This is a genomic window from Cellulomonas sp. ICMP 17802, assembly GCF_041295535.1.
Classification (GTDB): Bacteria; Actinomycetota; Actinomycetes; order Actinomycetales; family Cellulomonadaceae; genus Cellulomonas.
Genome location: NZ_JBGFQZ010000010.1, coordinates 52,420 through 76,760, shown reverse-complemented (window position 1 = coordinate 76,760; position 24,341 = coordinate 52,420). Strand labels below are relative to the sequence as shown.

Annotated in this window: 29 protein-coding genes; 12 read left to right on the top strand and 17 right to left on the bottom strand. The window is 74.2% G+C overall.

Annotated elements, in window-relative coordinates:
- Positions 1 to 23: 23 nt before the first annotated feature.
- The gene (locus AB5970_RS10475) at positions 24 to 716 is read right to left on the bottom strand and encodes a hypothetical protein (RefSeq protein ID WP_370503877.1); all 693 of its coding nucleotides are present in this window, start codon (positions 714 to 716) and stop codon (positions 24 to 26) included.
- 79 nt (positions 717 to 795) lie between these two features.
- Between AB5970_RS10475 and AB5970_RS10470 the strand changes: the two genes are divergently transcribed.
- From AB5970_RS10470 to AB5970_RS10460, 3 genes are all read left to right on the top strand, one after another.
- Positions 796 to 1,386 (top strand): peroxidase, encoded by a 591-nt coding sequence (locus AB5970_RS10470; protein WP_370503876.1) that lies wholly within the window; start codon positions 796 to 798, stop codon positions 1,384 to 1,386.
- A 76-nt stretch (positions 1,387 to 1,462) separates the two neighbouring features.
- Positions 1,463 to 2,404 carry a phosphodiester glycosidase family protein gene (locus tag AB5970_RS10465; protein WP_370503875.1) on the top strand — a complete coding sequence of 314 codons (942 nt, stop codon included), beginning with the start codon at positions 1,463 to 1,465 and terminating at the stop codon, positions 2,402 to 2,404.
- A 5-nt stretch (positions 2,405 to 2,409) separates the two neighbouring features.
- Positions 2,410 to 3,558, top strand: a complete 1,149-nt coding sequence (locus AB5970_RS10460) for a GtrA family protein (protein ID WP_370503874.1) — start codon at positions 2,410 to 2,412, stop codon at positions 3,556 to 3,558.
- Here AB5970_RS10460 and AB5970_RS10455 read toward each other — a convergent pair.
- Positions 3,452 to 4,576 carry a bifunctional 2-methylcitrate synthase/citrate synthase gene (locus AB5970_RS10455; protein WP_370503873.1) on the bottom strand — a complete coding sequence of 375 codons (1,125 nt, stop codon included), beginning with the start codon at positions 4,574 to 4,576 and terminating at the stop codon, positions 3,452 to 3,454. The two genes, AB5970_RS10460 and AB5970_RS10455, sit on opposite strands and share 107 nt — an antisense overlap.
- A 94-nt stretch (positions 4,577 to 4,670) precedes the next feature.
- Positions 4,671 to 5,099 carry a tautomerase family protein gene (locus AB5970_RS10450; RefSeq protein WP_370503872.1) on the bottom strand — a complete coding sequence of 143 codons (429 nt, stop codon included), beginning with the start codon at positions 5,097 to 5,099 and terminating at the stop codon, positions 4,671 to 4,673.
- A 75-nt stretch (positions 5,100 to 5,174) separates the two neighbouring features.
- Between AB5970_RS10450 and AB5970_RS10445 the strand changes: the two genes are divergently transcribed.
- Positions 5,175 to 5,741 (top strand): TetR/AcrR family transcriptional regulator, encoded by a 567-nt coding sequence (locus AB5970_RS10445; protein WP_370503871.1) that lies wholly within the window; start codon positions 5,175 to 5,177, stop codon positions 5,739 to 5,741.
- Here the strand turns inward: AB5970_RS10445 and prpB are convergent.
- The 4 genes from prpB to AB5970_RS10425 are packed head-to-tail and all read right to left on the bottom strand — an operon-like array spanning position 5,725 to position 9,362.
- Entirely contained in the window at positions 5,725 to 6,618 is an 894-nt protein-coding gene (gene prpB, locus AB5970_RS10440; protein ID WP_370503870.1) for a methylisocitrate lyase, read from the bottom strand. The two genes, AB5970_RS10445 and prpB, sit on opposite strands and share 17 nt — an antisense overlap.
- Complete coding sequence (locus tag AB5970_RS10435) at positions 6,618 to 8,144, bottom strand: MmgE/PrpD family protein (protein WP_370503869.1); 1,527 nt, start codon at positions 8,142 to 8,144, stop codon at positions 6,618 to 6,620. Before AB5970_RS10435 ends, prpB begins: the two co-directional genes overlap by 1 nt.
- Before the next feature lie 49 nt (positions 8,145 to 8,193).
- Positions 8,194 to 8,913 (bottom strand): 5'-methylthioadenosine/adenosylhomocysteine nucleosidase, encoded by a 720-nt coding sequence (locus AB5970_RS10430; RefSeq protein WP_370503868.1) that lies wholly within the window; start codon positions 8,911 to 8,913, stop codon positions 8,194 to 8,196.
- A complete protein-coding gene (locus tag AB5970_RS10425; RefSeq protein WP_370503912.1) occupies positions 8,910 to 9,362 on the bottom strand; it encodes an S-ribosylhomocysteine lyase in 453 nt (150 codons plus the stop codon). The genes AB5970_RS10430 and AB5970_RS10425 overlap by 4 nt, the downstream gene beginning before the upstream one ends.
- A gap of 98 nt (positions 9,363 to 9,460) precedes the next feature.
- On the opposite strand from AB5970_RS10425, the gene AB5970_RS10420 reads away from it, so the two are divergent.
- Complete coding sequence (locus AB5970_RS10420) at positions 9,461 to 9,928, top strand: NUDIX hydrolase (protein ID WP_370503867.1); 468 nt, start codon at positions 9,461 to 9,463, stop codon at positions 9,926 to 9,928.
- 7 nt (positions 9,929 to 9,935) lie between these two features.
- Here AB5970_RS10420 and AB5970_RS10415 read toward each other — a convergent pair whose 3' ends face one another.
- From AB5970_RS10415 to AB5970_RS10405, 3 genes are read right to left on the bottom strand one after another with little or no spacing between them, the layout of a single operon-like run.
- The gene (locus AB5970_RS10415) at positions 9,936 to 10,973 is read right to left on the bottom strand and encodes an NAD(P)/FAD-dependent oxidoreductase (RefSeq protein WP_370503866.1); all 1,038 of its coding nucleotides are present in this window, start codon (positions 10,971 to 10,973) and stop codon (positions 9,936 to 9,938) included.
- Positions 10,970 to 11,494: an isoprenylcysteine carboxyl methyltransferase family protein gene (locus tag AB5970_RS10410; protein WP_370503865.1), complete on the bottom strand. Its 525-nt coding sequence runs from the start codon at positions 11,492 to 11,494 to the stop codon at positions 10,970 to 10,972. Before AB5970_RS10410 ends, AB5970_RS10415 begins: the two co-directional genes overlap by 4 nt.
- The gene (locus tag AB5970_RS10405; RefSeq protein WP_370503864.1) at positions 11,495 to 12,568 is read right to left on the bottom strand and encodes a type III polyketide synthase; all 1,074 of its coding nucleotides are present in this window, start codon (positions 12,566 to 12,568) and stop codon (positions 11,495 to 11,497) included.
- Positions 12,569 to 12,666: 98 nt separating this feature from the next.
- Here AB5970_RS10405 and AB5970_RS10400 point away from each other — a divergent pair, with 98 nt between their 5' ends.
- Entirely contained in the window at positions 12,667 to 13,521 is an 855-nt protein-coding gene (locus AB5970_RS10400; RefSeq protein ID WP_370503863.1) for a UbiA family prenyltransferase, read from the top strand.
- A gap of 76 nt (positions 13,522 to 13,597) precedes the next feature.
- The gene (locus AB5970_RS10395; protein ID WP_370503862.1) at positions 13,598 to 14,473 is read left to right on the top strand and encodes an LLM class F420-dependent oxidoreductase; all 876 of its coding nucleotides are present in this window, start codon (positions 13,598 to 13,600) and stop codon (positions 14,471 to 14,473) included.
- A 25-nt stretch (positions 14,474 to 14,498) separates the two neighbouring features.
- Here the strand turns inward: AB5970_RS10395 and AB5970_RS10390 are convergent, their stop codons facing one another.
- Positions 14,499 to 14,987 carry a VOC family protein gene (locus AB5970_RS10390; RefSeq protein ID WP_370503861.1) on the bottom strand — a complete coding sequence of 163 codons (489 nt, stop codon included), beginning with the start codon at positions 14,985 to 14,987 and terminating at the stop codon, positions 14,499 to 14,501.
- A 98-nt stretch (positions 14,988 to 15,085) separates the two neighbouring features.
- Entirely contained in the window at positions 15,086 to 16,114 is a 1,029-nt protein-coding gene (locus tag AB5970_RS10385) for a LuxR C-terminal-related transcriptional regulator (RefSeq protein WP_370503860.1), read from the bottom strand.
- 236 nt (positions 16,115 to 16,350) lie between these two features.
- On the opposite strand from AB5970_RS10385, the gene AB5970_RS10380 reads away from it, so the two are divergent.
- Positions 16,351 to 16,512 (top strand): hypothetical protein, encoded by a 162-nt coding sequence (locus AB5970_RS10380; protein ID WP_370503859.1) that lies wholly within the window; start codon positions 16,351 to 16,353, stop codon positions 16,510 to 16,512.
- Between the two features lie 402 nt (positions 16,513 to 16,914).
- Positions 16,915 to 17,835 carry an aldose 1-epimerase family protein gene (locus AB5970_RS10375; RefSeq protein ID WP_370503858.1) on the top strand — a complete coding sequence of 307 codons (921 nt, stop codon included), beginning with the start codon at positions 16,915 to 16,917 and terminating at the stop codon, positions 17,833 to 17,835.
- A 12-nt stretch (positions 17,836 to 17,847) separates the two neighbouring features.
- Here AB5970_RS10375 and AB5970_RS10370 read toward each other — a convergent pair whose 3' ends face one another.
- Entirely contained in the window at positions 17,848 to 18,642 is a 795-nt protein-coding gene (locus tag AB5970_RS10370; RefSeq protein ID WP_370503857.1) for a pentapeptide repeat-containing protein, read from the bottom strand.
- A 117-nt stretch (positions 18,643 to 18,759) separates the two neighbouring features.
- On the opposite strand from AB5970_RS10370, the gene AB5970_RS10365 reads away from it, so the two are divergent.
- The gene (locus AB5970_RS10365) at positions 18,760 to 19,389 is read left to right on the top strand and encodes a ClpP family protease (RefSeq protein WP_370503856.1); all 630 of its coding nucleotides are present in this window, start codon (positions 18,760 to 18,762) and stop codon (positions 19,387 to 19,389) included.
- Positions 19,389 to 20,000: a ClpP family protease gene (locus AB5970_RS10360; protein ID WP_370503855.1), complete on the top strand. Its 612-nt coding sequence runs from the start codon at positions 19,389 to 19,391 to the stop codon at positions 19,998 to 20,000. The genes AB5970_RS10365 and AB5970_RS10360 overlap by 1 nt, the downstream gene beginning before the upstream one ends.
- 4 nt (positions 20,001 to 20,004) lie before the next feature.
- On the opposite strand, the gene AB5970_RS10355 is transcribed toward AB5970_RS10360, so the two are convergent.
- From AB5970_RS10355 to AB5970_RS10340, 4 genes are all read right to left on the bottom strand, one after another.
- Positions 20,005 to 20,400: a helix-turn-helix domain-containing protein gene (locus AB5970_RS10355; protein ID WP_370503854.1), complete on the bottom strand. Its 396-nt coding sequence runs from the start codon at positions 20,398 to 20,400 to the stop codon at positions 20,005 to 20,007.
- 101 nt (positions 20,401 to 20,501) lie between these two features.
- Entirely contained in the window at positions 20,502 to 21,365 is an 864-nt protein-coding gene (locus AB5970_RS10350; RefSeq protein ID WP_370503853.1) for an ABC transporter permease, read from the bottom strand.
- The gene (locus tag AB5970_RS10345) at positions 21,352 to 22,368 is read right to left on the bottom strand and encodes an ABC transporter ATP-binding protein (protein WP_370503852.1); all 1,017 of its coding nucleotides are present in this window, start codon (positions 22,366 to 22,368) and stop codon (positions 21,352 to 21,354) included. The genes AB5970_RS10350 and AB5970_RS10345 overlap by 14 nt, the downstream gene beginning before the upstream one ends.
- Positions 22,365 to 23,603, bottom strand: coding sequence for a LolA family protein (locus AB5970_RS10340; protein ID WP_370503851.1), 1,239 nt, complete (start codon positions 23,601 to 23,603; stop codon positions 22,365 to 22,367). Before AB5970_RS10340 ends, AB5970_RS10345 begins: the two co-directional genes overlap by 4 nt.
- A gap of 83 nt (positions 23,604 to 23,686) precedes the next feature.
- Here AB5970_RS10340 and AB5970_RS10335 point away from each other — a divergent pair, with 83 nt between their 5' ends.
- Positions 23,687 to 24,340 carry a response regulator transcription factor gene (locus AB5970_RS10335; protein ID WP_370503850.1) on the top strand — a complete coding sequence of 218 codons (654 nt, stop codon included), beginning with the start codon at positions 23,687 to 23,689 and terminating at the stop codon, positions 24,338 to 24,340.
- The last annotated feature ends 1 nt before the right edge of the window (position 24,341 follow it).

Below are 24,341 nucleotides of genomic sequence, written 5' to 3'. Positions count from 1 at the left end.
CGATGGCACGGGGCGCGACGAGCTCAGCGCAGCCAGACGCGGAGCCCGCCGACCGGCTCGAAGCCGACGGCACGGGGCGCGACGAGGTCGGCGCCGGACTCGTAGCCGACCAGCGGGTGCGGGCCGAGCTCGCGGCGGGCGACGCGGGCCAGGTCCCGCCACACCAGCTCCGGGTCGGCCCGCAGCGCCTGCACGTTCGAGACCCCGACGACCGGGTCGGCGCCCGCTCGGGAGCGGTTGAGCGCCGCGACCGCGAGGGGTCCGTCGCCGTCGGCCGCCAGCAGCAGCCGCACGCCCGGGTCGTCCAGCACCGCGCGCGTGATCGCGGCCGAGCCGTGCGCGGCCAGCCACTGCGGGAGGGTCGAGGCATCGACCGTCCGCCACGGCAGGTCGGGTGCGCTCGTCGGTCCGGGCGCCCGGGAGAGCCACTGCGCCTCGAACAGGACCGCGTAGCCGTGCGGCGCCAGGTCGAGGTCGGCGAACGAGTCCTTCACCGAGGCGCCAGCCGAGTCGTCGATCGCGGCCAGGACCTCCGCGACGGGCACCCCGCGGGCCAGGGTCACGGCGTCCGGGTAGGCGTCGGGCGAGCGGCGCGGTGTCGACCAGAGGCCCGCGCCGGACGTCGTCGGCAGCCTCGCCGCGCGGCACACGAGGTCGCACCAGGCGGCGTTGTTGGCAGCGGCCGCCGGGGCGTCGGGAGCGGCCGTGTCGGGCATGCGGCCACTCTGCCCGATCGGGCCCTCGACGCGCGCCCGGCCGCGGCGCATGATCGTCCGGACGCACCGGGAGGACGCAATGAGCTGGATCCGCGAGGCGACCGAGGACGACGACCCCACCGGCGAGGTCGCCGCGGCGTTCGAGAAGGACCGGGCGACGCTGGGCCACGTCGCCAACTACACGCGGGTGCTCGCCCAGCGTCCCGCGGTGCTGCGGGGCTGGCAGGGGCTCAACGGGGCGATCAAGGGGATGGACGCGCGGCGTTACGAGGTCGCGACGACGGCGGCAGCACTGCGCCTGCGCTCCAGCTACTGCGCGCTCGCGCACGGCGACGCCCTGGCGAAGGCGCACATGAGCCCCGACGCCGTCCGCGCACTGGCGCAGGGCGACGGCTCCGACGAGCTGACCGAGGTCGACCACGCGATCGCGCGGCTGGCGGACAAGGTCGCCGCCGGCGCGGCAGACGTGCGGCCCGAGGACCTCGACGAGCTGCGCGCGCTGGGTCTCGCCGACGACGAGGTGCTCGACGTGGTGCTCGCCGCCGCGGCCCGGTGCTTCTTCAGCACCGTCCTCGAGGCGGTGGGCGCCGAGCCGGACGCGAAGTACGCGGACCTGGACGGGCCGATGCGCGACGCGCTGACGATCGGGCGGCCGATCGCGTCGGCGTGAGCCGGTCCCGACCGGGCACAGCGGTCGCACAGCGTCCGCACGGAGTCGCGACAGTCCCGCTGCCTAGACAAGGGGCATGAAGAAGCGCATCCCCCTCCGCCGCACCGTCCTCGTCGGCACCCTGGCGCTCTCGTTGTCCGTGGTGGGCGCGGGTGCGTGGGCCGTCGACCGCTACCTGCTCGAGCACGTCGAGATCTCCGACGTCCAGGCGTACGAGGCCAGCCAGGGCGTCAGCACGTCGACCGCCACCGACGCCTCCGACGCGGTCATCAGCTCGACCAGCTACGAGTCGTCCTCGGCCGGCATCTCGATCTCCACGGTCACCACCGGCACGGGCGACGACACGGTGACGTACTACGTCGCCGACGTGACGCTGACGGACGCCACCGCGCTGCGGTCGGCGTTCGCGCAGAACCAGTTCGGCCTGAACATCACGGAGGACACCTCCGACATCGCCGCGGACAACGGCGCGGTGTTCGCCATCAACGGCGACTACTACGGCTTCCGCGACACGGGCATCGTCATCCGCAACGGCGTCGTCTACCGCGACGCGGGGGCCCGCGAGGGCCTGGCGTTCTACACCGACGGGCACGTCGAGGTCTACGACGAGACGGCGACGACCGCCGACGAGCTCGTCGCGGCAGGCGTCTGGAACACCCTGTCGTTCGGGCCCGCGCTGCTGGAGGACGGGCAGGTGGTGTCCGGCATCGAGGACGTCGAGGTCGACACCAACATGGGCAACCACTCGATCCAGGGGGAGCAGCCCCGCACGGCCGTCGGGGTGATCGACGACAACCACCTGGTGTTCGTCGTGGTCGACGGCCGCAGCCCCGGGTACAGCAAGGGCGTCACCATGACCGGCCTGGCCGAGATCATGCAGAGCCTGGGCGCCACCACCGCCTACAACATCGACGGCGGCGGCTCGTCGACCATGTACTTCGACGGCGCCGTGGTGAACAACCCACTGGGCAAGGGCCAGGAGCGCGGCACCTCCGACATCCTGTACATCGCAGGCTGACGACGATGTACGTACTCGTCCCGGCCTACGAGCCCGACGACCGCCTGGTCGCCCTGGTCGCCGCGCTGCGGCGCGCCGACGTGCCGGTCCTGGTGGTCGACGACGGCAGCGGGCCTGCCCACCGGCGGACGTTCGACGAGGTCCGCGGGCTCGGCGCGACCGTGCTCGCGTACCCGGTCAACCGCGGCAAGGGGCACGCGCTCAAGATGGGCTTCGCGTGGCTGGCCGAGCACCGGCCGGGCAGCGACGTCGTCTGCGCGGACTGCGACGGGCAGCACCTGGTGGCGGACATCCTGAGCGTCGCCCAGCGGGTGGCCGCCGGCGACGGCGCGATGGTGCTCGGCGCGCGGCGGTTCACGGGACGGGTGCCGCTGCGCAGCCGGCTGGGCAACGCGGTCACCGGCGTGCTGGTCCGGACGGCGACCGGGCTGCCGGTGCACGACACCCAGACGGGCCTGCGGGGATACCCGGCGGCGATGCTCGACTGGCTGCAGGGCGTCGACGGCGAGCGGTTCGAGTACGAGCTGGACCTCCTGCTGCGGGCCTCGCAGGACGGCCTCGCCGTCGAGGAGGTCGAGATCGAGACCGTGTACCTGGACGAGAACGCGTCGTCGCACTTCCGTCCTGTGGTCGACTCGGCCCGGGTCTACGCGCCGCTGCTGCGGTTCTCGCTGTCGTCGTTCGCCGCGTTCCTGGTCGACACGGCGGTCCTGCTCGCGATGGTCGCGCTGACCGGCGCGCTCCTGCCGTCGGTCGTGGTGGCCCGGGTGCTCAGCTCGTCGGTGAACTTCGTCGCCAACCGGCGGCTCGTGTTCGCGGGCGGGCGGGCGAAGTCGCTGCGCGCGGCCGCGGCGCAGTACGGCGTGCTCGCCGCCACGATGCTCGCCGCGAACTTCGGGCTGCTCACCGCGCTGACCGGCCTCGGGCTCCCGCTCCTGCCCGCCAAGGTGCTCACCGAGGTCGCCCTCTTCGCGGCCAGCTACCAGCTGCAGCGGACCGTGGTGTTCGCGCCGCCGGCGCCCGTGCTGGGCGCCGGTGGCGCGGCCGTCAGTCGGTCGGCACGTCCCGTCGCGCCGGCCCCACGTACTGGCTCAGCGGTCGGATCAGGGAGTTCGCGCCCAGCTGCTCCATCACGTGCGCCGTCCAGCCCGTGACCCGGCTGGCGACGAACAGCGGCGTGAACGTCGGGGTGTCGAAGCCCATGAGGTGGTACGCGGGGCCCGTGGGGTAGTCCAGGTTCGGCAGGATGTTCTTGCGCTCGGTCATGGCCGACTCGAGGGCGTCGTACAGGGCCAGCAGGTCGGGCCGGTCGTAGTGCTCGACCAGGGTCACCAGCGACTCGTGCATGGTGGGCACGCGCGAGTCGCCGTGCTTGTACACGCGGTGCCCGAACCCCATGATCTTGCGCTTGTGCGCCAGCGCGTCGTCGAGCCAGGCCGCCGCGCGGTCGGCCGTGCCGATCTCCTCGAACGTCTCCATGACGGCCTCGTTGGCCCCGCCGTGCAGCGGCCCCTTGAGCGCGCCGATGGCCCCGGTGATGGCCGAGTGCAGGTCCGAGAGCGTGGACGCGATGACCCGGGCGGTGAACGTCGACGCGTTGAACGAGTGCTCGGCGTAGAGCACCATCGAGACCTCGAAGGCGTGCACCACGACGGGGTCGGGCAGCTGACCGAACGTGACCCACAGGAAGTTCTCCGCGAACCCCAGGTCGTCGCGCGGCGCCACCGCCTGCTCGCCGCGGCGCCGGCGCTGGTCGAGCGCGACGATGCCCGGCAGCTGGGCCAGGAGCCGGACCGACTTGGCCAGGTTCGCCTCGCGCGACGAGTCCTCGGCGGTGGGGTCGTGCGCGCCGATCACGCTGACCGCCGTGCGGACGACGTCCATCGGGTGGCAGGACAGGGGCAGCGCCAGCACGGCGTCGACCACCACGTCGTCCAGCACGCGCTGCGAACGCTCGGCCTGCCGCAGCGCCGCCAGCTGCTCCGCGTCGGGCAGCTCGCCGTGCCAGAGCAGGTACGCGACCTCCTCGAAGGACCGCGACGCCGCCAGCTGCTGGACGGGGTAGCCGCGGTACAGCAGGGAGTTGCTCGCGGCGTCCACGGAGGAGATCTCGGTGGTGTCGACCACCACCCCCGCCAGGCCCTTGTGGATCTGGACGTCGGACTCGGTCATGCAGGTGCCTCCATCGTCGGTGATGGTCAGAAGATCAGGAGCATCATGCCCCCATCCACCACCTGCGAGGCCACCCGAGCCGACGGACGGGGCGTCAGCCCTGGAGGCTCGCGATCTGTGCGCGGGCCGCGCCGACGAGCTCGGCGTTGGTGTGCGCGTGGCCCCACAGGCCCCAGCCGCCCTCGGGCGCCTCGGTCAGCAGCACCCACGTGCGGTCCGCGAGCCCCGGGTCGCCCGCCGCGGCGGCGACCGCGTCGGTGAGCCGGCGGACGAGCGTCAGCTGCTTGTCGCGGTCCAGCGCGCCGGCGTTGGTGAGCACCTGGACGCGGACGTAGGTGCTGTCCCCGTCGACGTTGGCCAGCGCGGCCGCGCGCAGCTCGTGCACGAACGCGGCGGTGTTCTGGCGGAACATCGGGATGTCGGGCACCTGCTCGACCTCCATGACCGTCCGGGCGAGCTGCTGGGCCAGGCCGTGCGTGTCGGGGAACGTCCCGGTCGCGGCGTACACGTCGATCATGGGCATGGCGGAGCCTCCGGACGAGTGTGCGGGACGTACTATGACGGTCATCATAATCGTGGGCCGACGAAAGGGAAGAGCGTGGCGACCGACGATCCGCGCGGCCGGATGGTGCAGTCCGCGACCGTGCTCCTGGCCCGGGCCGGGGTGGCCGGCGCGTCGTTCGCGCACGTGCTCGCGCACTCGGGCGCGCCGCGCGGGTCGATCTACCACCACTTCCCGGACGGCAAGGACCAGCTGGTCGCGGAGGCGGTCGCGCTGGCGGGCGCCCGCGCGGTCGCCGCGCTGGACCACCTGGCCGGCGGGTCGCCCGTCGAGGTGCTGGACGGGTTCGTCGGGATGTGGCGCGCGGTGCTCGAGCGGTCGTCGTTCGGCGTCGGCTGCTCGGTGCTGGGCACCGTGGTCACCGACGACAGCGCGGCGCGGCTCGACCAGGCCGACGGGGTCTTCCGCGCGTGGCGCGACCGGCTCGCCCGGCTGTTCGCCGACGCGGGTCTGGACGGCGACGCCCGCGGCGTGGCCACGCTCGTGATCGCCTCGACCGAGGGCGCGGTCGTGCTGGCGCGCGCCGCCCGGGACCTGGAGCCGCTCGAGACGGTGCACGCGCAGCTGCGCGCCGTGGTCGGAGCGGCTAGAGGCGGAAGTTGAACACGTCCGCGTCGAAGTGGTTGTACGACTCGTAGTCGAGCAGCTCGTAGAGCTCCGCACGCGTCTGCATCCGGTCCAGCAGCCCGGCCTGCGTGCCCTCGGCGAGGATCTGGTCGAGCCCGTGCATCGCCGCGCCCATCGCCAGCCGCAGCAGGGTGACCGGGTAGATGACGATGTTGATGCCGAGGTCCTCGAGCTGCTGCGCGGTGAGCAGCTCGCCCTTGCCGAACTCGGTCATGTTGGCCAGCAGGGGCACGTCGATCGCGGCGCGAACGGCGGCGAACTCCTCGGGGCTGGTCAGCGCCTCGGGGAAGATCGCGTCGGCGCCCGCGTCGACCAGCGCCTTGGCCCGGTCGATCGCCGCGGCCAGCCCGTCGACCGCGCGGATGTCGGTGCGGGCCATCACGAGGAAGTTGGGGTCCCGGCGCCCGTCGACGGCCGCCTTGATCCGCTTGAGCGCGGTGTCCTCGTCCACCACGGCCTTGCCGTCGAGGTGGCCGCAGCGCTTCGGGTTGACCTGGTCCTCGATGTGGCAGCCGGCCAGGCCGGCGTCCTCCAGGCCCTGGATGGTCCGCGCGACGTTCATGGGCTCGCCGAAGCCGGTGTCGGCGTCGACGATCGCCGGCAGGCCGGTCATCCGCGCGATCTGCCCGGCGCGCAGGGTGACCTCGGTCGCCGTGGTGAGCCCGATGTCCGGCAGGCCCAGGTCGGCGGACAGCACCGCGCCCGAGATGTACACGCCGTCGAAGCCCTTGGCCTCGATGAGTCGCGCCGACAGGGGGTTGAACGCGCCGGGCAGCCGGAGCAGGCGACCGGACGCCAGCTGCTCGCGCAGCGCGACGCGCTTGTCGGCCGCGGTGGTGGTCGAGTACAGCATCAGAACAGTCCTTCCGGGGTGCTCACGGTGTCCAGCAGGCCGGCGGGGGCGACGACGGTGAGGCCGGCAAGCTCGTCGGCGGTCAGGTGGGGGAGGCGCTGGGCGACGTCGAGGAACCGCTCGATCTCGGCGTCGTCCAGCACGCCGGCGGCCAGCGTCCGGAACTTCGCCACGTACTGCTCGCGGGCGAACGGCCGGGCACCCAGCGGGTGGGCGTCGGCCACGGCGATCTCGGCCTCCACCACCTCGCCCGCGGTCGTCGTGATGACCACGCGGCCGCCGAACGCCTTCTCGGCGGGGTCGGTCGAGTGGTACCGGGCCGTCCACGAGGGGTCCTCGGTCGTCGTGACCTTGAGCCACAGGGCGATCGTGTCCGCCCGGCCCGCGCGGGACGGGGCGTACGAGTCGACGTGGTGCCACGCGCCGTCCTGCAGCGCGACCGTGAAGATGTACGGGATCGAGTGGTCGAGCGTCTCGCGCGACGCGGTCGGGTCGTACTTCTGCGGGTCGTTGGCGCCCGAGCCGATGACGTAGTGCGTGTGGTGCGACGTGTGGATGACGATCGACGCCACGTTCGCCGGGCCGGTCAGGTCGGGGCGCTCGTGGTGCAGCCGCCGGGCCAGGTCGATGAGCGCCTGCGACTGGTACTCCGCCGAGTGCTCCTTGGTGTACGTGTCGAGGATCGCCGTCTTGGCCTCGCCGGGCGCGGGCAGCGGGACGTCGTAGGCGGCGTCGGGCCCGTCCAGCATCCACGCGATGACGCCGTCCTCGCCCTCGTAGATGGGCGTCGGCGACGTCTCGCCGCGCATGGCCCGGTCGACCGCCTCGATGGCGACCTTGCCCGCGAACGCCGGCGCGTAGGCCTTCCACGACGAGATCTCGCCCTTGCGGGACTGCCGCGTGGCCGTCGTGGTGTGCAGCGCCTGGCCCACCGCGTGGAAGATCACCTCGGGCGACAGCCCGAGCAGGGTGCCCAGCCCGGCCGCGACCGACGGGCCGAGGTGGGCGACGTGGTCGATCTTGTGCTTGTGCAGGCTGATCGCCCGCACCAGGTCGACCTGGATCTCGTAGCCCGTGGCGATCGCCCGGACCAGCGCGGCCCCGTCGGCGCCCGTGTGCTGCGCGATTGCGACGATCGGCGGGATGTTGTCGCCGGGGTGCGAGTAGTCGGCCGCGAGGAACGTGTCGTGGTAGTCGAGCTCGCGCACCGCGACGCCGTTGGCCCACGCCGCCCACTCGGGGCTGACGCGCGTGCTCGGCGCGACGCCCGACACGGTGGACCCGTGCTTGGGACCGGCGTACGGGTGCGCGAGGGCCTGCGCGCGGGCCGACGACGGGGGCGTGCGCGTGAGCGACGCGACCGTGACCGCGGCGTTGTCGATGACGCGGTTGATGATCATGTCGACCACCTCGTCCGGCACCTCGACGGGGTCGGCGGCGACCTCGGCGATGGCCCAGGCCAGCTGGTCGGTGCGCGCCAGGCGGTCGGCGCTCGGGTGCACGCGGACGGGGTGGTTCTGGGTCATCGGCGCTGATTCCCTCGGGGTGGTGTCGGGTGCTGGGGCGGGCGGACGGTCAACGGGAGTGCGCCATGTCGCCGACCGCGAGGCGCCGGAGCACCTCGAGGACGACCGTGGCGGAGCGGTCGGCGGCGTCGTCGACGTGGGTGAGGAAGTCGGCGCCGGCCACCGGCCCGCACAGGTCCGAGATGCCGCGGACCGACAGGAACGGCACCCCGTAGAGGTGGGCGGTGTGCGCCAGCGCGGCGGACTCCATGTCCGTGGCCAGCGCGGACGGGAACGAGGCCCGGATGCGGTCGATGCGGCTGGAGTCGATGAACGCGTCGCCGGACAGCACCGTGCCGGACAGCACGCGGACGTCGACGGCGGACGTCACGGCGGCGTCGTGCAGGATCTGCTCGGCCTCGTACACCTCGGGCATGCCGGGCACCTGGCCCAGCTCGTACCCGAAGGCCCGCGCGTCCGCGCCGGAGTAGACGTACTCGGAGCCGACGACGACGTCGCCCACCCGCACCTCGAGGCCGACGCCACCGGCGCTGCCGGCGCTGATCACCGCGCGCGGGTGCGTGCCCTGGATGGCCACGGCGGCGGCGGTCGCCGAGTTCACCAGGCCGATGCCGCACTGGACCAGCAGCACCTGGCGCCCGCAGACGGTGAGCAGCCGGTGCTCGGCGTGGCCCATCTGCGTGGGGTCGCCCACCACGTCGGCCCGGGTGAGGAACGCGGCGGACTCGTCGGGCATCGCGGTGACGATGACCGCGTCGACGGCGATCATGCGGTGACCTGGCTCCACTCCTCGCGGGCGGCCAGGAACGTCCGGGCGGCGTCCTGCGCGCCGGCGAGGGTGTGGTTGGCGCCCCAGCCGCACTGCACCTCGTTCGCGGCGGGCACCTCGGTCGCCGTCGTGATGTCCGTGAGCGTGTCCTGCACCAGGCCGAGCACGTCGTCGTAGTCCCACTCGCCCTGCAGGATCAGGTAGAAGCCGGTCTGGCAGCCCATGGGGGAGAAGTCGATGACCCGGTCCGAGTGGTTGCGGGAGTGCTCGGCGAACAGGTGCTCGAGGGAGTGCACGGTCGGCATCTCGAGGTGCGCGACGTTGGGCTGCGTGAAGCGGACGTCGTACTTCTGGATGACGTCCCCGGCGGGCAGGTGCTTGGTGTCGGCCAGGCGCACGTAAGGCGCGGCGACGGTCCGGTGGTCGAGGTTGAACGACTCGACGTTCATGCGGGGCTGGTTCACGGCACAGGTCCTTCTCGATCGGCGACGCGTCCATTGTCCCCTGCCCGGGCGGCGCAGCCGAACCGGGCTCGTACGATCGGCCCGTGCCCACACCCGAGTACGTCCTCGCCCTGCGCGCCGCCGTCGGTCACGACCTGCTGTGGCTGCCGGGGGTGACCGCCGTCGTCGTGCGCGGCGACGAGGTCCTGCTGGTCCGGCGGGCGGACAACGGTCACTGGACGCCGGTCACCGGGATCGTCGACCCGGGGGAGGAGCCGTCCGTCGCCGGTGCCCGCGAGGTGCTCGAGGAGGCCTCGGTGGTCGCGGTCCCCGAGCGCCTGGTCTGGGTGCACGCGCTGCCGCCGATGCAGTACGAGAACGGCGACCGGGCCCAGTACCTCGACCTGACGTTCCGGTTCCGGTACGTCTCCGGCGAGCCGTTCCCCGACGACGGCGAGAACACCGACGCCCGCTGGTTCACGCTCGACGCCCTGCCGCCGATGTCGGCCGAGATGCACGCGCGGATCGCCCGTGCCCTGGAGCCCGAGGGTCCGGCGGCGTTCGGGGTGTGAGCGGGGGTCAGCGCGCCAGCCGCTCGACCACGGCGCGGTACAGCCCGGGCGCGGCCGCGGCCAGGGGCACGATGCCGCGCCGCAGGGGGGAGCTCGCGGCGGCGAGCAGGCCCGCGGTGAGCACGCGGTAGTCGCGGGTGGCCGCCGTCCACGCCTTCTCGTACGCGGCGTTGGAGCGGGCCACGTCGTCGTCCAGCGTCGCGACGGCAGCGTGCGCCTGGGCCAGGCCCACGCGCACACCCTCGCCGGTCAGGGCGTCCACGTAGCCCGACGAGTCGCCCACCAGCCGCACCCGGCCGGCGGTGCGCCGGCGGGTCTGCTGGTGCAAGGGTCCGGCGCCCCGGGCCGGGCCGAGGGTCTCGGCGCCGCCCAGGTGGCGGCGCAGCGCGGCGAACGAGTCGAGCGTGCGGTCGTAGTCGTGGTGCGCGGGCCCGAGCAGGGCGACGCCCACGACGTCGTCCGCCACCGGCGTCACGTACGCCTCGACCGAGCGCCCCCAGTGCACCTCGACGAAGTCGGTCCAGGGCTCGACGCGGAAGTGGCGGCGCACGCCGAACCTGCGGCCGGCGCCCCGTCGGTCGACGTTCAGGTCCACCTGCCGGCGGACGGTGGAGTGCAGCCCGTCGCAGGCCAGGAGCCAGCGGCCGCGGATCCCCGCGCACCACACCGCGTCGGCGTCCTGCTCGACGGCGCCGCCCCGGCCCGGCACCACCACCACGCCCAGCTCGGCCGCCCGCTGGGCGATCGCCGCGTGCAGCACGGTCCGGCGCACGCCGAGCCCGGGCGACGTGGCGAACAGGTGGTCGGCCACCCGCGGGCCGCGCAGGTACCGGATCCCGCTGAGGACGTGCCCGTCGGGGTGCACGCCCAGGCGCCCGAGCGCGGCGACCGCCCCCGGCATGAGCCCCTCGCCGCACGCCTTGTCGACGGGCGTGGAGCGCGGCTCGACCACGATCACCGACAGCCCGGCCAGGCGCCCCTCGATGGCGACCGCGAGCCCGACAGGTCCGCCGCCGATGACCAGCAGGTCGGCGTCGGGCGTCATGCCGTCGCCGGGCTGATCGAGGACAGCGCGCGCTCCTCCGTGGGGATGCGGAAGCCCAGCAGGAGCACGGCGTTCAGCACGGTGAAGGTCACCGCGGTGACCCACGCCGTGTGCACGAAAGGCAGCGCGGCGCCCTCGACCGCGACGGCCACGTAGTTCGGGTGGCTGAGCCAGCGGTACGGACCCCGATGCACCAGCGAGGCGCCCGGCACCACGATCACGCGGGTGCTCCACTGGGTGCCCAGCGTCGCGATGCACCACCAGCGCAGCGCGTTCGCCGCGACCACGAACGCGAGCGCGGTCCACCCGAGCGCGGGCAGGAACGGCCGGTCGGCCACGTGCACCTCGACCACGCACGCGACGAGCAGGCCGGTGTGCAGCGCGACCATCGGGGGGTAGTGGCGCTTGCCGGTCTCGATGCCGCCGTGCGCGAAGGCCCAGGTCACGTGCCTTTGCGACACCACCAGCTCGGCCAGACGCTCGACCGCGACGACGACGATCAGCCAGTCGTACCAGGTCACCTACGACTCCTCGGGCCAGCGCAGCAGGACGGTCTCGGTGCACACGCCGGGGCCGATGGCGAACAGCACGCCGGCCGACCCGGGGATCTGGCCGCCCGCCGCCAGCTCGTCGGCCAGCACGTGCAGCACCCCGGACGAGCTCAGGTTGCCCACGCGCGCCAGCGACCGCCAGCTCGCGGCGAACGCCTCCTCGGGCAGGTCGAGCGCGCGCGCGGCGGCCTGGAGGATCTTCGGTCCGCCCGTGTGGGCCACCCACGTGTCGATGTCGGGGACCTTGAGGTCGTGGGCCGCGAGCAGGTCGACCACGCCCCTGCCCAGGTGCTTCTCGACGATGTCCGCCAGGCTCGCCGCCAGCACGATCCGGAAGCCGCTGCCGCCGATGTCCCAGCCGAGCGCGCCGCTCGTGTCGGGGTGCAGCGCGCTGCGCGCCGCGACCACGTCGACCCCGCCCCGGACGTCGCCCGCGCGGTCGGCGCCCACCATGACGACCGCCGCGGCGCCGTCGCCGAACAGGCCGCTCGACACGATGTTCGCCATCGAGTCGTCGCCGTGCTGCAGCGTCAGTGAGCAGAGCTCGACCGACACGAGCAGCGCCACGTCACCGGGGTGTCCCTGCAGGTAGTCGCGCACGCGGGCGATCCCGGCGGCACCCGCGACGCAGCCGAGGCCGAAGACGGGGATCCGCTTGACGTCCTCGCGCAGACCGAGCTGCTCGACCAGGAGCGCGTCGAGCGACGGCGTGGCGATGCCCGTGATCGACGTGAACAGCAGGAAGTCGACGTCGTCGGCCGTCAGCCCGGCGGCGGCCAGGGCCCGGCGGCACGCGAGCGCGGCCAGCGGGGTGCCCTCGCGGACGAAGGCGTCGTTCGCCGCCGCGAACGTGGTGAGGCCCGCGTACGCGTCGAGGGGGAGCGCCAGGTGCCGCGTCTCGATCCCCGTGGCCCCGTGGATGCGCTCGATCGTCGCCAGGCGCCGCGGGTCGGACGTGAGCAGCGGGGCGATCGTGGCGGTGATCTCGCTCTGGGCATGCCGGTGCGCCGGCAGGACGGGGGCGATCGCGGCGATACGCACCATCCGGGCATCGTGTCACGCGCGGGCAGGTCCGTCACATGGCACGGGCAACCGTGTCGGAAGCTCGCCCCACCTGCGACGATGGCGCGGTCCGAGCGGAGGTGGGCCGGTTGACCGACGAGCAGCGGCGCTCCCGCGCCGTCGAGCTGGCCCTGGCCTGCCACCCGGCCCCCACGGTCGCGGTGACGGCCTTCTCCGTGGCGATGGCGGCGGGTGCGGGCGCTCCGACGAGGACGACCGTGCTGGTCGGCGCGGCGATCCTGGCCGGCCAGCTGTCGGTCGGGTGGTCCAACGACTGGGTCGACGCCGGGCGCGACGCCGCGGTCGGCCGCACCGACAAGCCGGTCGGCGCCGGCCGGCTGGCGGTGTCCACGGTGCGGACGGCCGCGCTCGCCGCCGCCGCCGCCTGCGTCGTCCTGTCGTTCGCGCTCGGCTGGCGCGCGGGGCTGGTGCACCTGGCGACCGTCGCGTCGGCCTGGGCCTACAACCTGGGGCTCAAGAGCACGGCGTGGTCGTGGGCGCCGTACGCGTTCTCGTTCGGCTTCCTGCCCCTGGCCATCGCGCTCGCGCTGCCGGGTGCGCCCGTCGCGGCCTGGTGGGCCGTCGCCGCGGGCGCGCTGCTCGGCATCGGGGCGCACGGCGCCAACGTGATCCCCGACCTGCAGGACGACCACGCCACCGGGGTCCGCGGGCTCCCGCACCGGGCCGGCGGCGTGGCGACGAGCATCGGCACCGCGGTCGCGCTGGTGGCCGCCACCGTGCTGCTCGTGCTGGCCCCCGCGGGCCCTCCGCGGGCCGCCGCGGCCGTGGTGCTCGTCGCCGCCGTCGGGCTGACGATCGTGGGCACCGTGCTGGCCCTGGGCGGTGGCCGCAGCCGGCTGCCGTTCACGTTCGCCATCGCGGTCGCCGCGGTCGACGTCGTGCTGCTGGTGATGTCGGACTGGGTGGTGCGCTGAGCCGGGCCGTCCGGCTTGACTTCGAGCGCGCTCGAAGGGGCATGGTGAAAACACCACCCCCGTCGAAGGAGTCCCCGTGCGTGTTGGCGTCCACCTCATGCGGTTCGACTCGGTCGAGCCCTCCGCCCTGCGTCAGGAGCTGGCCGACACGGCGTCGGCCGCCGACGAGGCCGGGATCGCCTGGGTCTCGGTCATGGACCACTACTTCCAGATGGTCGCGGCCGGCTTCCCGGCCGACGACCCCATGCTCGAGGCGTACACGACGCTCGGCTACCTCGCCGGCGTGACCTCGAACGTCCAGCTCGGCGTGCTGGTCACCGGCGTGACCTACCGGTACCCCGGCCTGCTGGCGAAGATCGGTGCCACCCTCGACGTGCTCAGCGGGGGCCGCGCGACGATGGGTCTCGGGGCGGCCTGGTACGAGGAGGAGCACCGGGCGATGGGCGTGCCGTACCCGCCTCTGGCCGAGCGGTTCGAGCGCCTCGAGGAGACCCTGCAGATCTGTCGCCAGATGTGGGACCCGACGAACGACGGCCCGTTCGAGGGCAAGCACTACCAGCTGGCGCAGACCCTGTGCTCGCCGCAGCCGCTGCGGCGACCGGAGATCCTGGTCGGCGGGTCCGGCGAGCGCAAGACCCTGCGTCTGGTCGCGCAGTACGGCGACGCGTGCAACCTCTTCGCGACGGGCCCGCAGGAGGTGGCGCACAAGCTCGAGGTGCTCCGCGGCCACTGCGAGGACGTGGGCCGCGACCCGGCCGAGATCCGCGTGACCCTGCTGCACGGCAGCGAGGCGCTGATCGCCGGCGACGTGGCCGGGTTCGTCGACCAGGTGCGGCCGTACGCGGCGCTGGGCGTCGAGACGGTGATCCTGCGCCCGCCGGCCACGAGCCTGTCGGCGTGGGTGCGGGACGCCGTCGCCCCGGCCGTGCCGCGCGTGGCCGACCTGGGCTGACGAGGGTCCCGCACCGTCGGACGGGCTACGCGGGGACGCCCGCGCCGTCCGCCGCCGCGCGCAGCGCCGCGACGTCGAGCTTGCCCATGGTGAGCATGGCGGCCATCGCGCGGCCCGCGCGGGCGGGGTCCGGGTCGCCGAGCAGCTCGGGCAGGGCGGTCGGCACCACCTGCCACGACAGGCCCCAGCGGTCCTTGAGCCAGCCGCACGAGCCGGGCTCGCCGCCGTCCTCGACCAGGGCGTCCCACACCCGGTCGCACTCGGCCTGGTCGGGCACGGACACCTGCAGCGAGAACGCCTCGGTGAACGCGTACATCGGGCCCCCGTTGAGCGCCTGGAGCTCGAGGCCGTCGAGGACGAAGCTCACGGTCATCGCGGTCCCCGCCGGCCGGGGCGCCCCCTCGCCGTAGCGGGCGACCGCGGTGATGCGGGAGTTCGGGAAGATCGCGACGTAGCGCTCGGCGGCCTGCTCGGCCTCGTCGTCGAACCACAGGAACGGGCTGATGGTCGGCATCTCTGCACCTCCGGTACGTGGCGCGGGGCCCGGTGCCCCGCGTCCTTCCTGGGTGGTCGGAGCCACCGCGCCGTCCTCGACATCGGACGACCGGCGACCTACGAGCCCGTCGACCCGTCGAGCTGCTCCCAGAGCGCCACGGCCTCGCTGCGCGACGAGACCCCGAGCTTGCGGTACATCGAGATCGCCTGCGACTTCACCGTGTTGCGGGAGACCCCGAGGCGCTCGGCGATCAGCGGGAAGGTCAGGTGCGTGGCGAGCAGGGGCAGCAACCGGACCTCGGCCGGGGTGAGCGTCCCGGGCCGGCCGTGCGCGGCGGCGTCCCGCACGAGCGCACCCAGCGCGGCCGCGCGCTCGGGCAGGTCCCCGAGCCCCGGACGGCGGTGCAGGATCTCCTGCGCCTGCCGGACGACGGCCGCCGCCGCGTGCAGGTCCCCGAGCCCCAGGCAGGCCTGACCCGTGGCGAGCAGCGCCTGCGTCGAGACCACGGGCAGGGCGTAGGTCAGCAGCGGACGCAGCGCCAGCGCGCGCCGGGTGTGCTCGATCGCCTCGGTCCGCAGCCCGAGGTGCAGCGCCGTCCGGGCGGCCCACGCGTGCACGAGCGCGCTGGTCCAGTACGACCCGTACCCGCCGTCGACCACGATCGCGGTCGCGAGGTGGACGGCGGAGACCGCGGCCGGCCAGTCGCCGCGCTCGACGGCCACCCCGGCGCGCTCGGCCAGGACCATCGCCGCGAGCGGCTGGGCGCCGCTGACCTCCGCGGCCTCGACGGCCTCGACGAAGAGGTCGTCCGCCCGGTCGAGGTCGCCCTCGAGCAGCCAGGCCAGCCCCTCCGTGTGCCGCATCGTCGCGCGGTACGGGCTGGCGGGGGACAGGCCGGCCCAGGCGCGGCGGGCGTCGAGGCGCATCTGCGCCGTCCCGTCGCGCGCCTCGATCGAGCGCAGGTACGCCAGGGTGCCGGCGATCGTGCTGCCGTCGGCCAGCGCGCCGTCGCGGTGCTGCCCGGTGGCGAGCGCGGACCAGTACTCGGCCCGCGGTGCCTCGCCCACCAGGGCGTAGAGGAGGGAGGCGTGCGCCGCGATCGCCGGGAAGGAGTCGGCGTCCCGGGCCTCCTCGAGCCACGACATCCACTGCTGCACGGTGCCGATGTGCCCCGCCGCCCAAGTGGGCTGCGCCGCGGCCAGGACCAGGTCCGCCAGCAGCTCGACGTCCCCGCCCAGGTGCGCGTGCGCGATCGCCGTCTCGGGCTGCCCCGCCCCGGCGAACCAGCGAGCGGCCCGGCGGTGCAGCTCGGGGACCAGCGCCGGCTCCTTGCGGTGCAGCTCGGCGCGCCAGGGGCAGCCCCAGCGGCAGCGCGGCGACGGTGCCGACCGTCAGCACCACCAGCAGGGTCGTCGCGATGCGGCCGTCGGCCTTGGCCAGCCGGGCCAGCAGCGGGGCGAACGGCATGCCCGCGCTGAGCGCCGCGATGCAGAACCCGACCTTGATCTCGTCGGGGACCGACGCGGCGACCGTCAGCAGGTAGCCGACGAACAGCCCGGGGATGACCACGAAGTTGATCACCAGCACCCAGACGGCGATCGTCCGGTGCTCGACGGCCTGCGCGAGCGTCCGGCCGACCGAGAGGCGGAGCCCGAGCCCGAACGAGTTGAGGACGACGAAGAGCACGCCGAACCCGTTGATGAGAACGCTCTGGTCCGGTGGCGTCGTCACAGAAGTCCCCAGGCGTGACGGTCGGGGCGGGGTCGTCGTCGAGCGTCGCACCGGGCCCGGCGGGCGAGCATCATCCCGTCGGGATGAAAGGCCCTCCGGACCGCGCCCGTCGTCGGCCATGATCATCCCGAGAGGATGACGACGAGCGGCGCGGCCGGTGCTGGACTCGTCGTCGTCCACCGCAGACCTGCCAGATCCCCCTCGAGGAGACGTCGTGAGCGGTACACCACCGTCGGGCCGCCAGTACCGCATCGCGCACGGGGGCCACGTCGCCGTCGTCACCCAGGTGGGCGCGACCCTTCGGGAGTGCTCGTTGGGCGGCCTGCCGGTGCTCGACGGATTCGACGTCGCCGAGCGCGCGCCGGACGGCCGCGGGCAGGTGCTCGCGCCGTTCCCCAACCGGCTGGCCGGCGGCCGGTACACCTTCGGCGGCCACACGTGCCAGGTCGCCATGGACGAGCCGGAGCGCGGGAACGCGATCCACGGCATGGTGCGCTGGCTGGACTGGACCGAGGTCTCCTGCACCGAGCAGGACGTCGTCCTCACGTGCGTGCTGCGCCCGCAGCCCGGGTACGCGTGGGAGCTGAGCCTCCAGGTGGGCTACCACCTGGCCGCCGACGGGCTCACCGTCGCCTCGACCGCGCGGAACACGGGCGACGAGCCCGCGCCGTTCGGCATCGGCTTCCACCCGTACCTGGGCCTGGGTGCGGCCGTCGACGGCCTGCACCTGCGCGTGCCCGCCGGGACGCACTCCCCGGTGCCCGCCGACCGCGACGAGCGGCCGACGGCCGTCGACGTGACGGGGACGCATCTCGACTTCCGCTCGCCGCGGGCCGTCGGCCCGGAGGTGCTGGACACGGTGTTCGGGGACCTCGAGCGGGGCGACGACGGCCGCGCGGTGGTGCACCTGTCGGACCCGGAGACCGCGGGCGGCGTGCGCCTCTGGGTCGACGAGGCGTTCGGGTACCTGATGGTCTACTCGGCCGACGGCGTGCTCCCGGCCGAGCGCCGCCGGCAGTCCCTCGCGGTCGAGCCCATGACCTGCCCCCCGCACGCGTTCCGGTCCGGGGCGGACCTGCGCACGCTCGCCCCGGGGGAGTCCTGGTCCGGGTCGTGGGGCCTGTCGGAGGGGTGACCGCCCCGGGGGTCACCAGTGCGCGGGCGCGACCAGGCCGGACGGCAGCCGCGTCGCCCCGTCGCCGCGCGCCGAGGCCACCTGCGGCGGGGTGAGGAAGAGGGCGTCGGTGAGGTCCGCGCCCGCGAGCTCCGCGCCGCGCAGGTCGGCGCCCAGCACGTCGGCCAGCCGCAGGTCGGCGCCCCGCAGGTCCGCGCCGAGGAGCCGGGCGCCGCGCAGGTCCGCGCCGCGCAGGTCGGCGCCGGCCAGTCGCGCGCCCACCAGCTCGGCGCCGCGCGCTCGTCGCCCGGGCAGGCCGGCCCGGGCCAGCGCGCTCACCCGGCCCAGCAGCTCGCCGACCCTGGGCTGCGGGTCCGTCCCGCCGGTCCCGGCGTCGCCCAGCGCATCCACCTCCGCGAGCAGCCGCCCGACCTCGTCGTGCAGGGGCGCCGCGGCGGGGACCGCCAGGGCCTGCGTGAGGTACCAGAGCAGCTCGTGCAGGCCGCGCACGGACGAGAACGCCGCGAACATCTCGGCCGCGAGCGCGGGCTCGTCGCGCCAGGTGCGGCCGCCGAACCGCTCCTGGGTCACCCGCTGGCCGGCGCCGAAGCACTCGTAGACCGTGCAGCCGGTGAACCCGCTCGTGCGCAGGTCGGCGTGGATGCCGCACCGGAAGTCGGTCCGGAGGTTGCGGCAGGCCGTGCCGGCCGGCTTGTCGTACGCGAAGTCCGCCGAGCGCTGGAACGCGTGCGCCACGCAGCAGAGCCCGGAGCACCGGGCACAGTCGGAGCGCAGGTCGCGCAGCGGGATCGGGGCGGGATCGCTCACGCCGTCGAGCGTAGGCGTGTCTGCCTGCGGCAGATCTGCGCACGGCAGATCCGGGCCCGCCAGGCGGTCGCGGGGTGCCACGGTCGAGGGACACGCACACCGACCAGGGAGATCACGATGCTCGACACACCCACGTCCCGGACCGAGGCGCCGCCGCAGGTCCGCCCCTTCGACGACGACCTGTCCACCCGCCTGCTGCACCAGCGCATCGTCGTGCTGGGCCAGGAGGTGGACGACACGATCGCCAACCGCGTCTGCGCCCAGCTGCTGCTGCTCTCGGCAGAGGACCCGCGGCGCGACATCGCGCTCTACATCAACTCCCCGGGTGGCTCGGTCAGCGCGGCGCTGGCCATGTACGACACCATGCGGCTCATCCCGAACGACGTCTCCACGCTGGCCATGGGCCTGGCGGCGAGCGCGGCCCAGTTCCTGCTCAGCGCCGGCACCCCGGGCAAGCGGTACGCGCTGCGGCACTCGCGCGTCCTCATGCACCAGCCGTCGGGCGGCATCGGCGGCACGGCCATCGACATCGCCATCCAGGCGCAGAACATGGCTCACGTGAAGCGGACCATGCAGTCGCTCACCGCGGAGCACACGGGCCAGACGGTGGAGACGATCGAGCGCGACGCCGACCGGGACCGCTGGTTCACCGCCGAGGAGGCGCTGGCCTACGGCTTCATCGACAAGGTGGTCGAGCACCTCGACGACGTGCGACCGGACGCCTCGATGCGACGGGCGGGCCTCTGATGGCCGGCCAGTACACGATCCCCGTGGTCATCGAGCAGCGGCCGACCGGGGAGCGCGCGTCCGACGTCTACTCGCGCCTGCTCACCGACCGGATCATCTTCCTGGGCACCGAGATCGACGACGGCGTGGCCAACGTGGTGATCGCGCAGCTGCTGCACCTGCAGTCGGAGAGCCAGGACTCGCCGATCCACCTGTACATCAACTCGCCGGGCGGCTCGATCACGGCTCTCCTGGCCGTGTACGACACCATCCAGTTCATCAAGCCGACGGTGGCCACGTTCTGCCTGGGGCAGGCCGCGTCCGCCGCGGCCGTGCTGCTGGCCGCGGGGACGCCCGGCAACCGGCACGTGCTCGAGCACGCGCGCGTGCTGCTGCACCAGCCGTCGGGCGGGGGAGAGGGCACCGCGGCCGACCTCGAGATCCAGGCTCGCGAGATTGGCCGGCTGCGCGAGCAGGTGGACGAGATCCTGCACCGCCACACCGGGCAGCCGCTGGCCAAGCTGCGCACGGACACCGAACGCGACCTCATCCTCACGGCGCAGCAGGCGGTGGACTACGGGTTGGCGGACCGGGTCGTCACGACCCTCAAGGGGGTGGACGGCGTCGGGTGAGGTGTCAGGCGGCGAGCAGCAGGCCCGTCGGCACCGTCGAGTCGGCGCGCGGGACGAGGGTCGTGACGCCGGCGAGCTCGTGCCGGGCGCTCGCGGTGGCGGGCTCGGCGGGGGCCGTCAGGTCGACGACCACGCGGCCGTCGGCCAGCGCGAGCTGCGCGTGGGCGGTGCCGACGAGGTCCACCAGCCGCAGCCCGAGCGCCCGGCACACGGCGGCGAGCACCTCGGAGGAGGCCTCCTTGCGGCCGCGCTCGACCTCGGACAGGTACGCGATCGACACCCGCGCGTCCTCGGCGACGTCCCGCAGGGTGCGGCCCTGGCGCTCACGGTTCTCGCGCAGGATGGCGCCGACGAGCCGGCGCAGCAACGGCTCGGGACGGTGCTCCAGGTGCGTCGTCATGGTGTCCTCCGAGGTGCGGCTGCGTGCTCTGCAGCCACGCTAGCCCGCGAACCCGCCCGCCCGTCGTCGCGACCCGTCTGCCCTGAGCGGACAGCGCGCGCTCAGCTCGACACGTCCGCGGTGGTGAACCGGCTCCACGCGAGCGCGCCGAAGATGGCCACCCACGCGGCCTGCAGCGCGAGGCCCTGACCCAGCACGCCCCAGTCGGGCTCGAGCCGCAGGAACTCCGCGAAGTCGAGCCAGTGGTGCGTGAGCAGGGCCGGCGCGATCGTGTGCAGCTGCGGGAGCTGGTCGAGGACGCCGCAGACGATCGCGGTGACCACGGTCGCGGCCATCGCGCCGACGGGCACCTCGGTGAGCGTGGAGTAGAACAGCCCGACGGCGACGAGCCCGGTCATGGACAGCCCGACGTAGGCGACGACCCCGGCGACCCGGAGCACCCCGGCGCCCAGCGGCACGGTGGTGCCCGACAGCAGGGTCACGCCGTGCAGCCCGAAGTACACGGCGCCGGCGACCAGCCCGACGATCGCGATGGCGAGCACGGCAGACGCCGCGAACGCCAGCGCGCCGACCGCCTTGACGGCCAGCAGCCGACCCCGCGCGACGGGCACCGTGAGCAGGTAGCGCAGCGTGCCGGCCGACGCCTCGCCGGCGATGGCGTCGCCGGACGCGATCCCGATGGTCAGCGGCAGCAGGAAGGGCAGGCACAGGAACAGGGACGCGACGACGAGGAACAGCCCGTTGCCGGTGACCTGCCCGATGAACCCCGGGCCCTGGCCGTCGAGCGCCGAGTCCTGCGTGAGGAACAGGACGGTGCCCAGCAGCAGCGGCACCAGGGCCAGCCCGGACAGCAGGACGATGTTCCGGCGTCGGCCCAGCACGAGGCGCAGCTCGCTGCGGACCAGACGGAGCGTGGATCCCCGGCGGGGCGACAGGTCGACGGGCGCGAGCTCAACGAGCGACATCGAAGCCCTCCCCGGTCAGCTCGACGAACATCTGCTCGAGGTTCGGCCGGCGCACCTCGAGGCCCAGCAGGTCGACGCCCGCGTGCACCAGGGCGGCCGACACCTTCTCGGGCGGCACGTCCTGCAGGAGCCCGCTGACGCGGACGCCCACGACCCGGATCTCGGTGAGCCCCAGCCCGGCGAGCACCTCGGTCGCGGCACCCACGTGGTCCACCGACGTCTGCACCGACACCCGGGCGGCGCCGCGGTCGGTCAGCGCGGCGCGGTCGCCCTGCAGCAGCAGCCGGCCGCGGCCCATGATCCCGATGTGCGAGCAGACCTGCTCGATCTCGGCCAGCAGGTGCGACGAGACCAGCACGGTCGTGCCGTGCTCGGCCAGCTCGCGCACGAGGTTGCGCACCTCGCGGGTGCCCTGCGGGTCGAGCCCGTTGGTGGGCTCGTCGAGCACCAGCAGCTCGCGGGGGCGCAGCAGCGCCGCCGCCAGCCCGAGCCGCTGCTTCATGCCGAGCGAGTACTGCCGGTACGGCTTGGTGGCCGCCGCGGCCAGCCCCACGCGCTCGAGCGCCTCGTCGGCGCGCTGCCGCGCGGTGCCCGGGTCGGCCGTCGCATCGCTGGCGTCGAGCCGGCCCAGGTTCGCGCGGCCCGTGAGGTACGGGTGGAACGCGGGGCCCTCGACCAGCGCCCCGACGCGCGGCAGCACGACCGCGCCGGCCTCGGGCATGGGCTCGCCCAGCAGGTACGCGCGCCCGCTGGTGGGCCGGACCAGCCCGAGCAGCATCCGGATGGTCGTCGTCTTGCCCGAGCCGTTGGGTCCGATGAACCCGTAGACCGCGCCGCGCGGCACCCGCAGGTCGATGCCGTCGACCGCCACCTGCCCGGACCGGAAGCGCTTGGTGAGGCCCTCGGTGCGGATCGCGAGGTCGCTGTCGGGCTCGGGGACGACCGAGGCCGCGCTCGGGGCGAGCGCGGCGTCGGCCGTCGGACCGGTCGTCGGTGCGGTCACCGGGCCGCCAGGGCCTGGAGGGTCGAGCCGGGCACCGCGCCGACGAGCACGCGGCCGTCGTCGGTGACCAGCACGGACAGCAGCGCCGACGAGAGCAGCCGACCCTCGGGCACGGCGGTCGTGAGCGTGTCGTACAGGGCGGAGGTGTCGAGGTTGCCCATGGGCGACCCCGAGCCCTCCTCCGGCACGAACTGCTGGTACAGCTGCTCGGCGCCGCGCGACCCGAACGTCTTGTCGACGCCCGGCAGCGCGCCCGCCGCGGCCGGGTCCCCGGCGATCAGTGCCGCCACGTCCACGCCCGAGGCCTGGACCACGGTGTCCCACCCGGTGCCCGTCACGGTCACACCCTCGGGCAGCTCGCCGGCGGTCGGCGCGGGGGTCTCGGCCGGCGGGTCGGGCAGCGGCACCACGACGTCACGGGTGGACGCCCCGGCGGGGGCCGAGAAGGCGAGCACCGAGTCGGCGGGCGTCGCGAACGAGACGTCGGTGAACCCGATCTGCAGCGCCGGGGTCTGCGGGTCGGCCTTGCTCCACACCTGCACGCGCAGCGGGGTTGACGTCTTCGCGTCGACGGCCACGACGATGCGCCCGACGAGCGTGGTCTGGCTGGTCGGCGTCACCACGAGCTGGTAGGCGGCGTGCCCGGCCACCTCGGTCTGCGCGTCAAGGGTCACGGTCGACGACTGCTTGGCCAGGCCGACGGCCTCGCGGCCGGCCTCGGCGGGCGTCGGCAGGTCGCCCTGCACGGGCAGCTCGCCGGCCTGCGCCTGCGCGACGAGGTCGTCGTACCGGGCCGTGTCCGCGGCGTCGAGGCTGTAGTGCACGACCGCGTCGTCGGTGCTGGAGTACGTCCACGCCTGCGACCCGTCCTGCACCACCGAGTACTCGCTGGTCGGCCCCAGCAGGGCGATGCGGGAGCGCTGCGCGCCGTCGGTCCACACGCGCATCGTGGAGCTTCCGCTGAGCAGGGCGATGGGGTCGGCGCCGCCGACGTCGCCGAACGGGAGCTCCGGCAGCCCCAGCTTGGCGGTGTACACGACCGTGCCGGACAGCGGCGACGGCTCGGCGGCGGCCACGCGGGCGGCCAGGTCCTCGGGGCTGATCGTCGGGAGGCCGGAGTCCCCGGCGGAGGCGAGCAGCGGCGGCGCCGCGAAGGCCAGGCCGACCGCGACGGCGGCGATCACGGGCACAGCCCACCGGGTGCGGGGGGAGAGGGTGCGACGGGACTCGTTCATGGGACCACTGTGCATCGTGCCTGCTGAGGGCATGCTGAGAGCGCCGGGGGACGGCCGCGCGCGGCGGGTGCGATGCTCAGGGCATGCGGGTGCTGGTGGTCGACGACGAGCGTGGGCTCGTGCGCGCCCTGCACCGCGGCCTGACCGCCGAGGGCTTCGCGGTCGACGTGGCCTACGACGGCGAGCGCGGCCTCGAGCTGGCCTCCGAGGACGCCTACGACGCCATCGTGCTCGACGTCATGCTGCCCCGGCGCAACGGGTACGACGTGGTCACCGAGCTGCGGGCCCGGGATGTGTGGACGCCGGTGCTCATGCTCAGCGCCAAGGACGGCGAGTACGACGTGGCGGACGGGCTCGACGTCGGGGCCGACGACTACCTGACCAAGCCGTTCGCGTTCGTGGTGCTCGTGTCGCGGCTGCGCGCGCTGCTGCGCCGCCAGGGCCAGGTGCGCCCGCCCGTGCTGACCGTCGGGGAGCTGGTCCTCGACCCCGCGACGCGGCGCGTGACCCACGGCGGCGAGCCGGTGACGCTCACCACCCGCGAGCTGGCCCTGCTGGAGTACCTCATGCACCACGCCGACCGCGTGGTGGGCAAGGTCGAGCTGCGCGACCACGTCTGGGACGGCACGGGCGAGGACGTCAACGTGGTCGAGGTCTACATCGGCTACCTGCGGCGCAAGCTGGGTCGAGGAGTCGTCGAGACCGTCCGCGGTGCCGGCTACCGCGTGGCGGGCTGAC

Excerpts from the sequence above, each read along its gene's own strand:
- AB5970_RS10475 (WP_370503877.1), bottom strand. The coding sequence starts at position 716 with ATGCCCGACACGGCCGCTCCCGACGCCCCGGCGGCCGCTGCCAACAAC.
- AB5970_RS10470 (WP_370503876.1), top strand. The coding sequence starts at position 796 with ATGAGCTGGATCCGCGAGGCGACCGAGGACGACGACCCCACCGGCGAG.
- AB5970_RS10465 (WP_370503875.1), top strand. The coding sequence starts at position 1,463 with ATGAAGAAGCGCATCCCCCTCCGCCGCACCGTCCTCGTCGGCACCCTG.
- AB5970_RS10460 (WP_370503874.1), top strand. The coding sequence starts at position 2,410 with ATGTACGTACTCGTCCCGGCCTACGAGCCCGACGACCGCCTGGTCGCC.
- AB5970_RS10455 (WP_370503873.1), bottom strand. The coding sequence starts at position 4,576 with ATGACCGAGTCCGACGTCCAGATCCACAAGGGCCTGGCGGGGGTGGTG.
- AB5970_RS10450 (WP_370503872.1), bottom strand. The coding sequence starts at position 5,099 with ATGCCCATGATCGACGTGTACGCCGCGACCGGGACGTTCCCCGACACG.
- prpB (WP_370503870.1), bottom strand. The coding sequence starts at position 6,618 with ATGCTGTACTCGACCACCACCGCGGCCGACAAGCGCGTCGCGCTGCGC.
- AB5970_RS10435 (WP_370503869.1), bottom strand. The coding sequence starts at position 8,144 with ATGACCCAGAACCACCCCGTCCGCGTGCACCCGAGCGCCGACCGCCTG.
- AB5970_RS10430 (WP_370503868.1), bottom strand. The coding sequence starts at position 8,913 with ATGATCGCCGTCGACGCGGTCATCGTCACCGCGATGCCCGACGAGTCC.
- AB5970_RS10425 (WP_370503912.1), bottom strand. The coding sequence starts at position 9,362 with ATGAACGTCGAGTCGTTCAACCTCGACCACCGGACCGTCGCCGCGCCT.
- AB5970_RS10415 (WP_370503866.1), bottom strand. The coding sequence starts at position 10,973 with ATGACGCCCGACGCCGACCTGCTGGTCATCGGCGGCGGACCTGTCGGG.
- AB5970_RS10405 (WP_370503864.1), bottom strand. The coding sequence starts at position 12,568 with ATGGTGCGTATCGCCGCGATCGCCCCCGTCCTGCCGGCGCACCGGCAT.
- AB5970_RS10390 (WP_370503861.1), bottom strand. The coding sequence starts at position 14,987 with ATGCCGACCATCAGCCCGTTCCTGTGGTTCGACGACGAGGCCGAGCAG.
- AB5970_RS10385 (WP_370503860.1), bottom strand. The coding sequence starts at position 16,114 with ATGTCGTGGCTCGAGGAGGCCCGGGACGCCGACTCCTTCCCGGCGATC.
- AB5970_RS10365 (WP_370503856.1), top strand. The coding sequence starts at position 18,760 with ATGCTCGACACACCCACGTCCCGGACCGAGGCGCCGCCGCAGGTCCGC.
- AB5970_RS10360 (WP_370503855.1), top strand. The coding sequence starts at position 19,389 with ATGGCCGGCCAGTACACGATCCCCGTGGTCATCGAGCAGCGGCCGACC.
- AB5970_RS10355 (WP_370503854.1), bottom strand. The coding sequence starts at position 20,400 with ATGACGACGCACCTGGAGCACCGTCCCGAGCCGTTGCTGCGCCGGCTC.
- AB5970_RS10350 (WP_370503853.1), bottom strand. The coding sequence starts at position 21,365 with ATGTCGCTCGTTGAGCTCGCGCCCGTCGACCTGTCGCCCCGCCGGGGA.
- AB5970_RS10340 (WP_370503851.1), bottom strand. The coding sequence starts at position 23,603 with ATGAACGAGTCCCGTCGCACCCTCTCCCCCCGCACCCGGTGGGCTGTG.
- AB5970_RS10335 (WP_370503850.1), top strand. The coding sequence starts at position 23,687 with ATGCGGGTGCTGGTGGTCGACGACGAGCGTGGGCTCGTGCGCGCCCTG.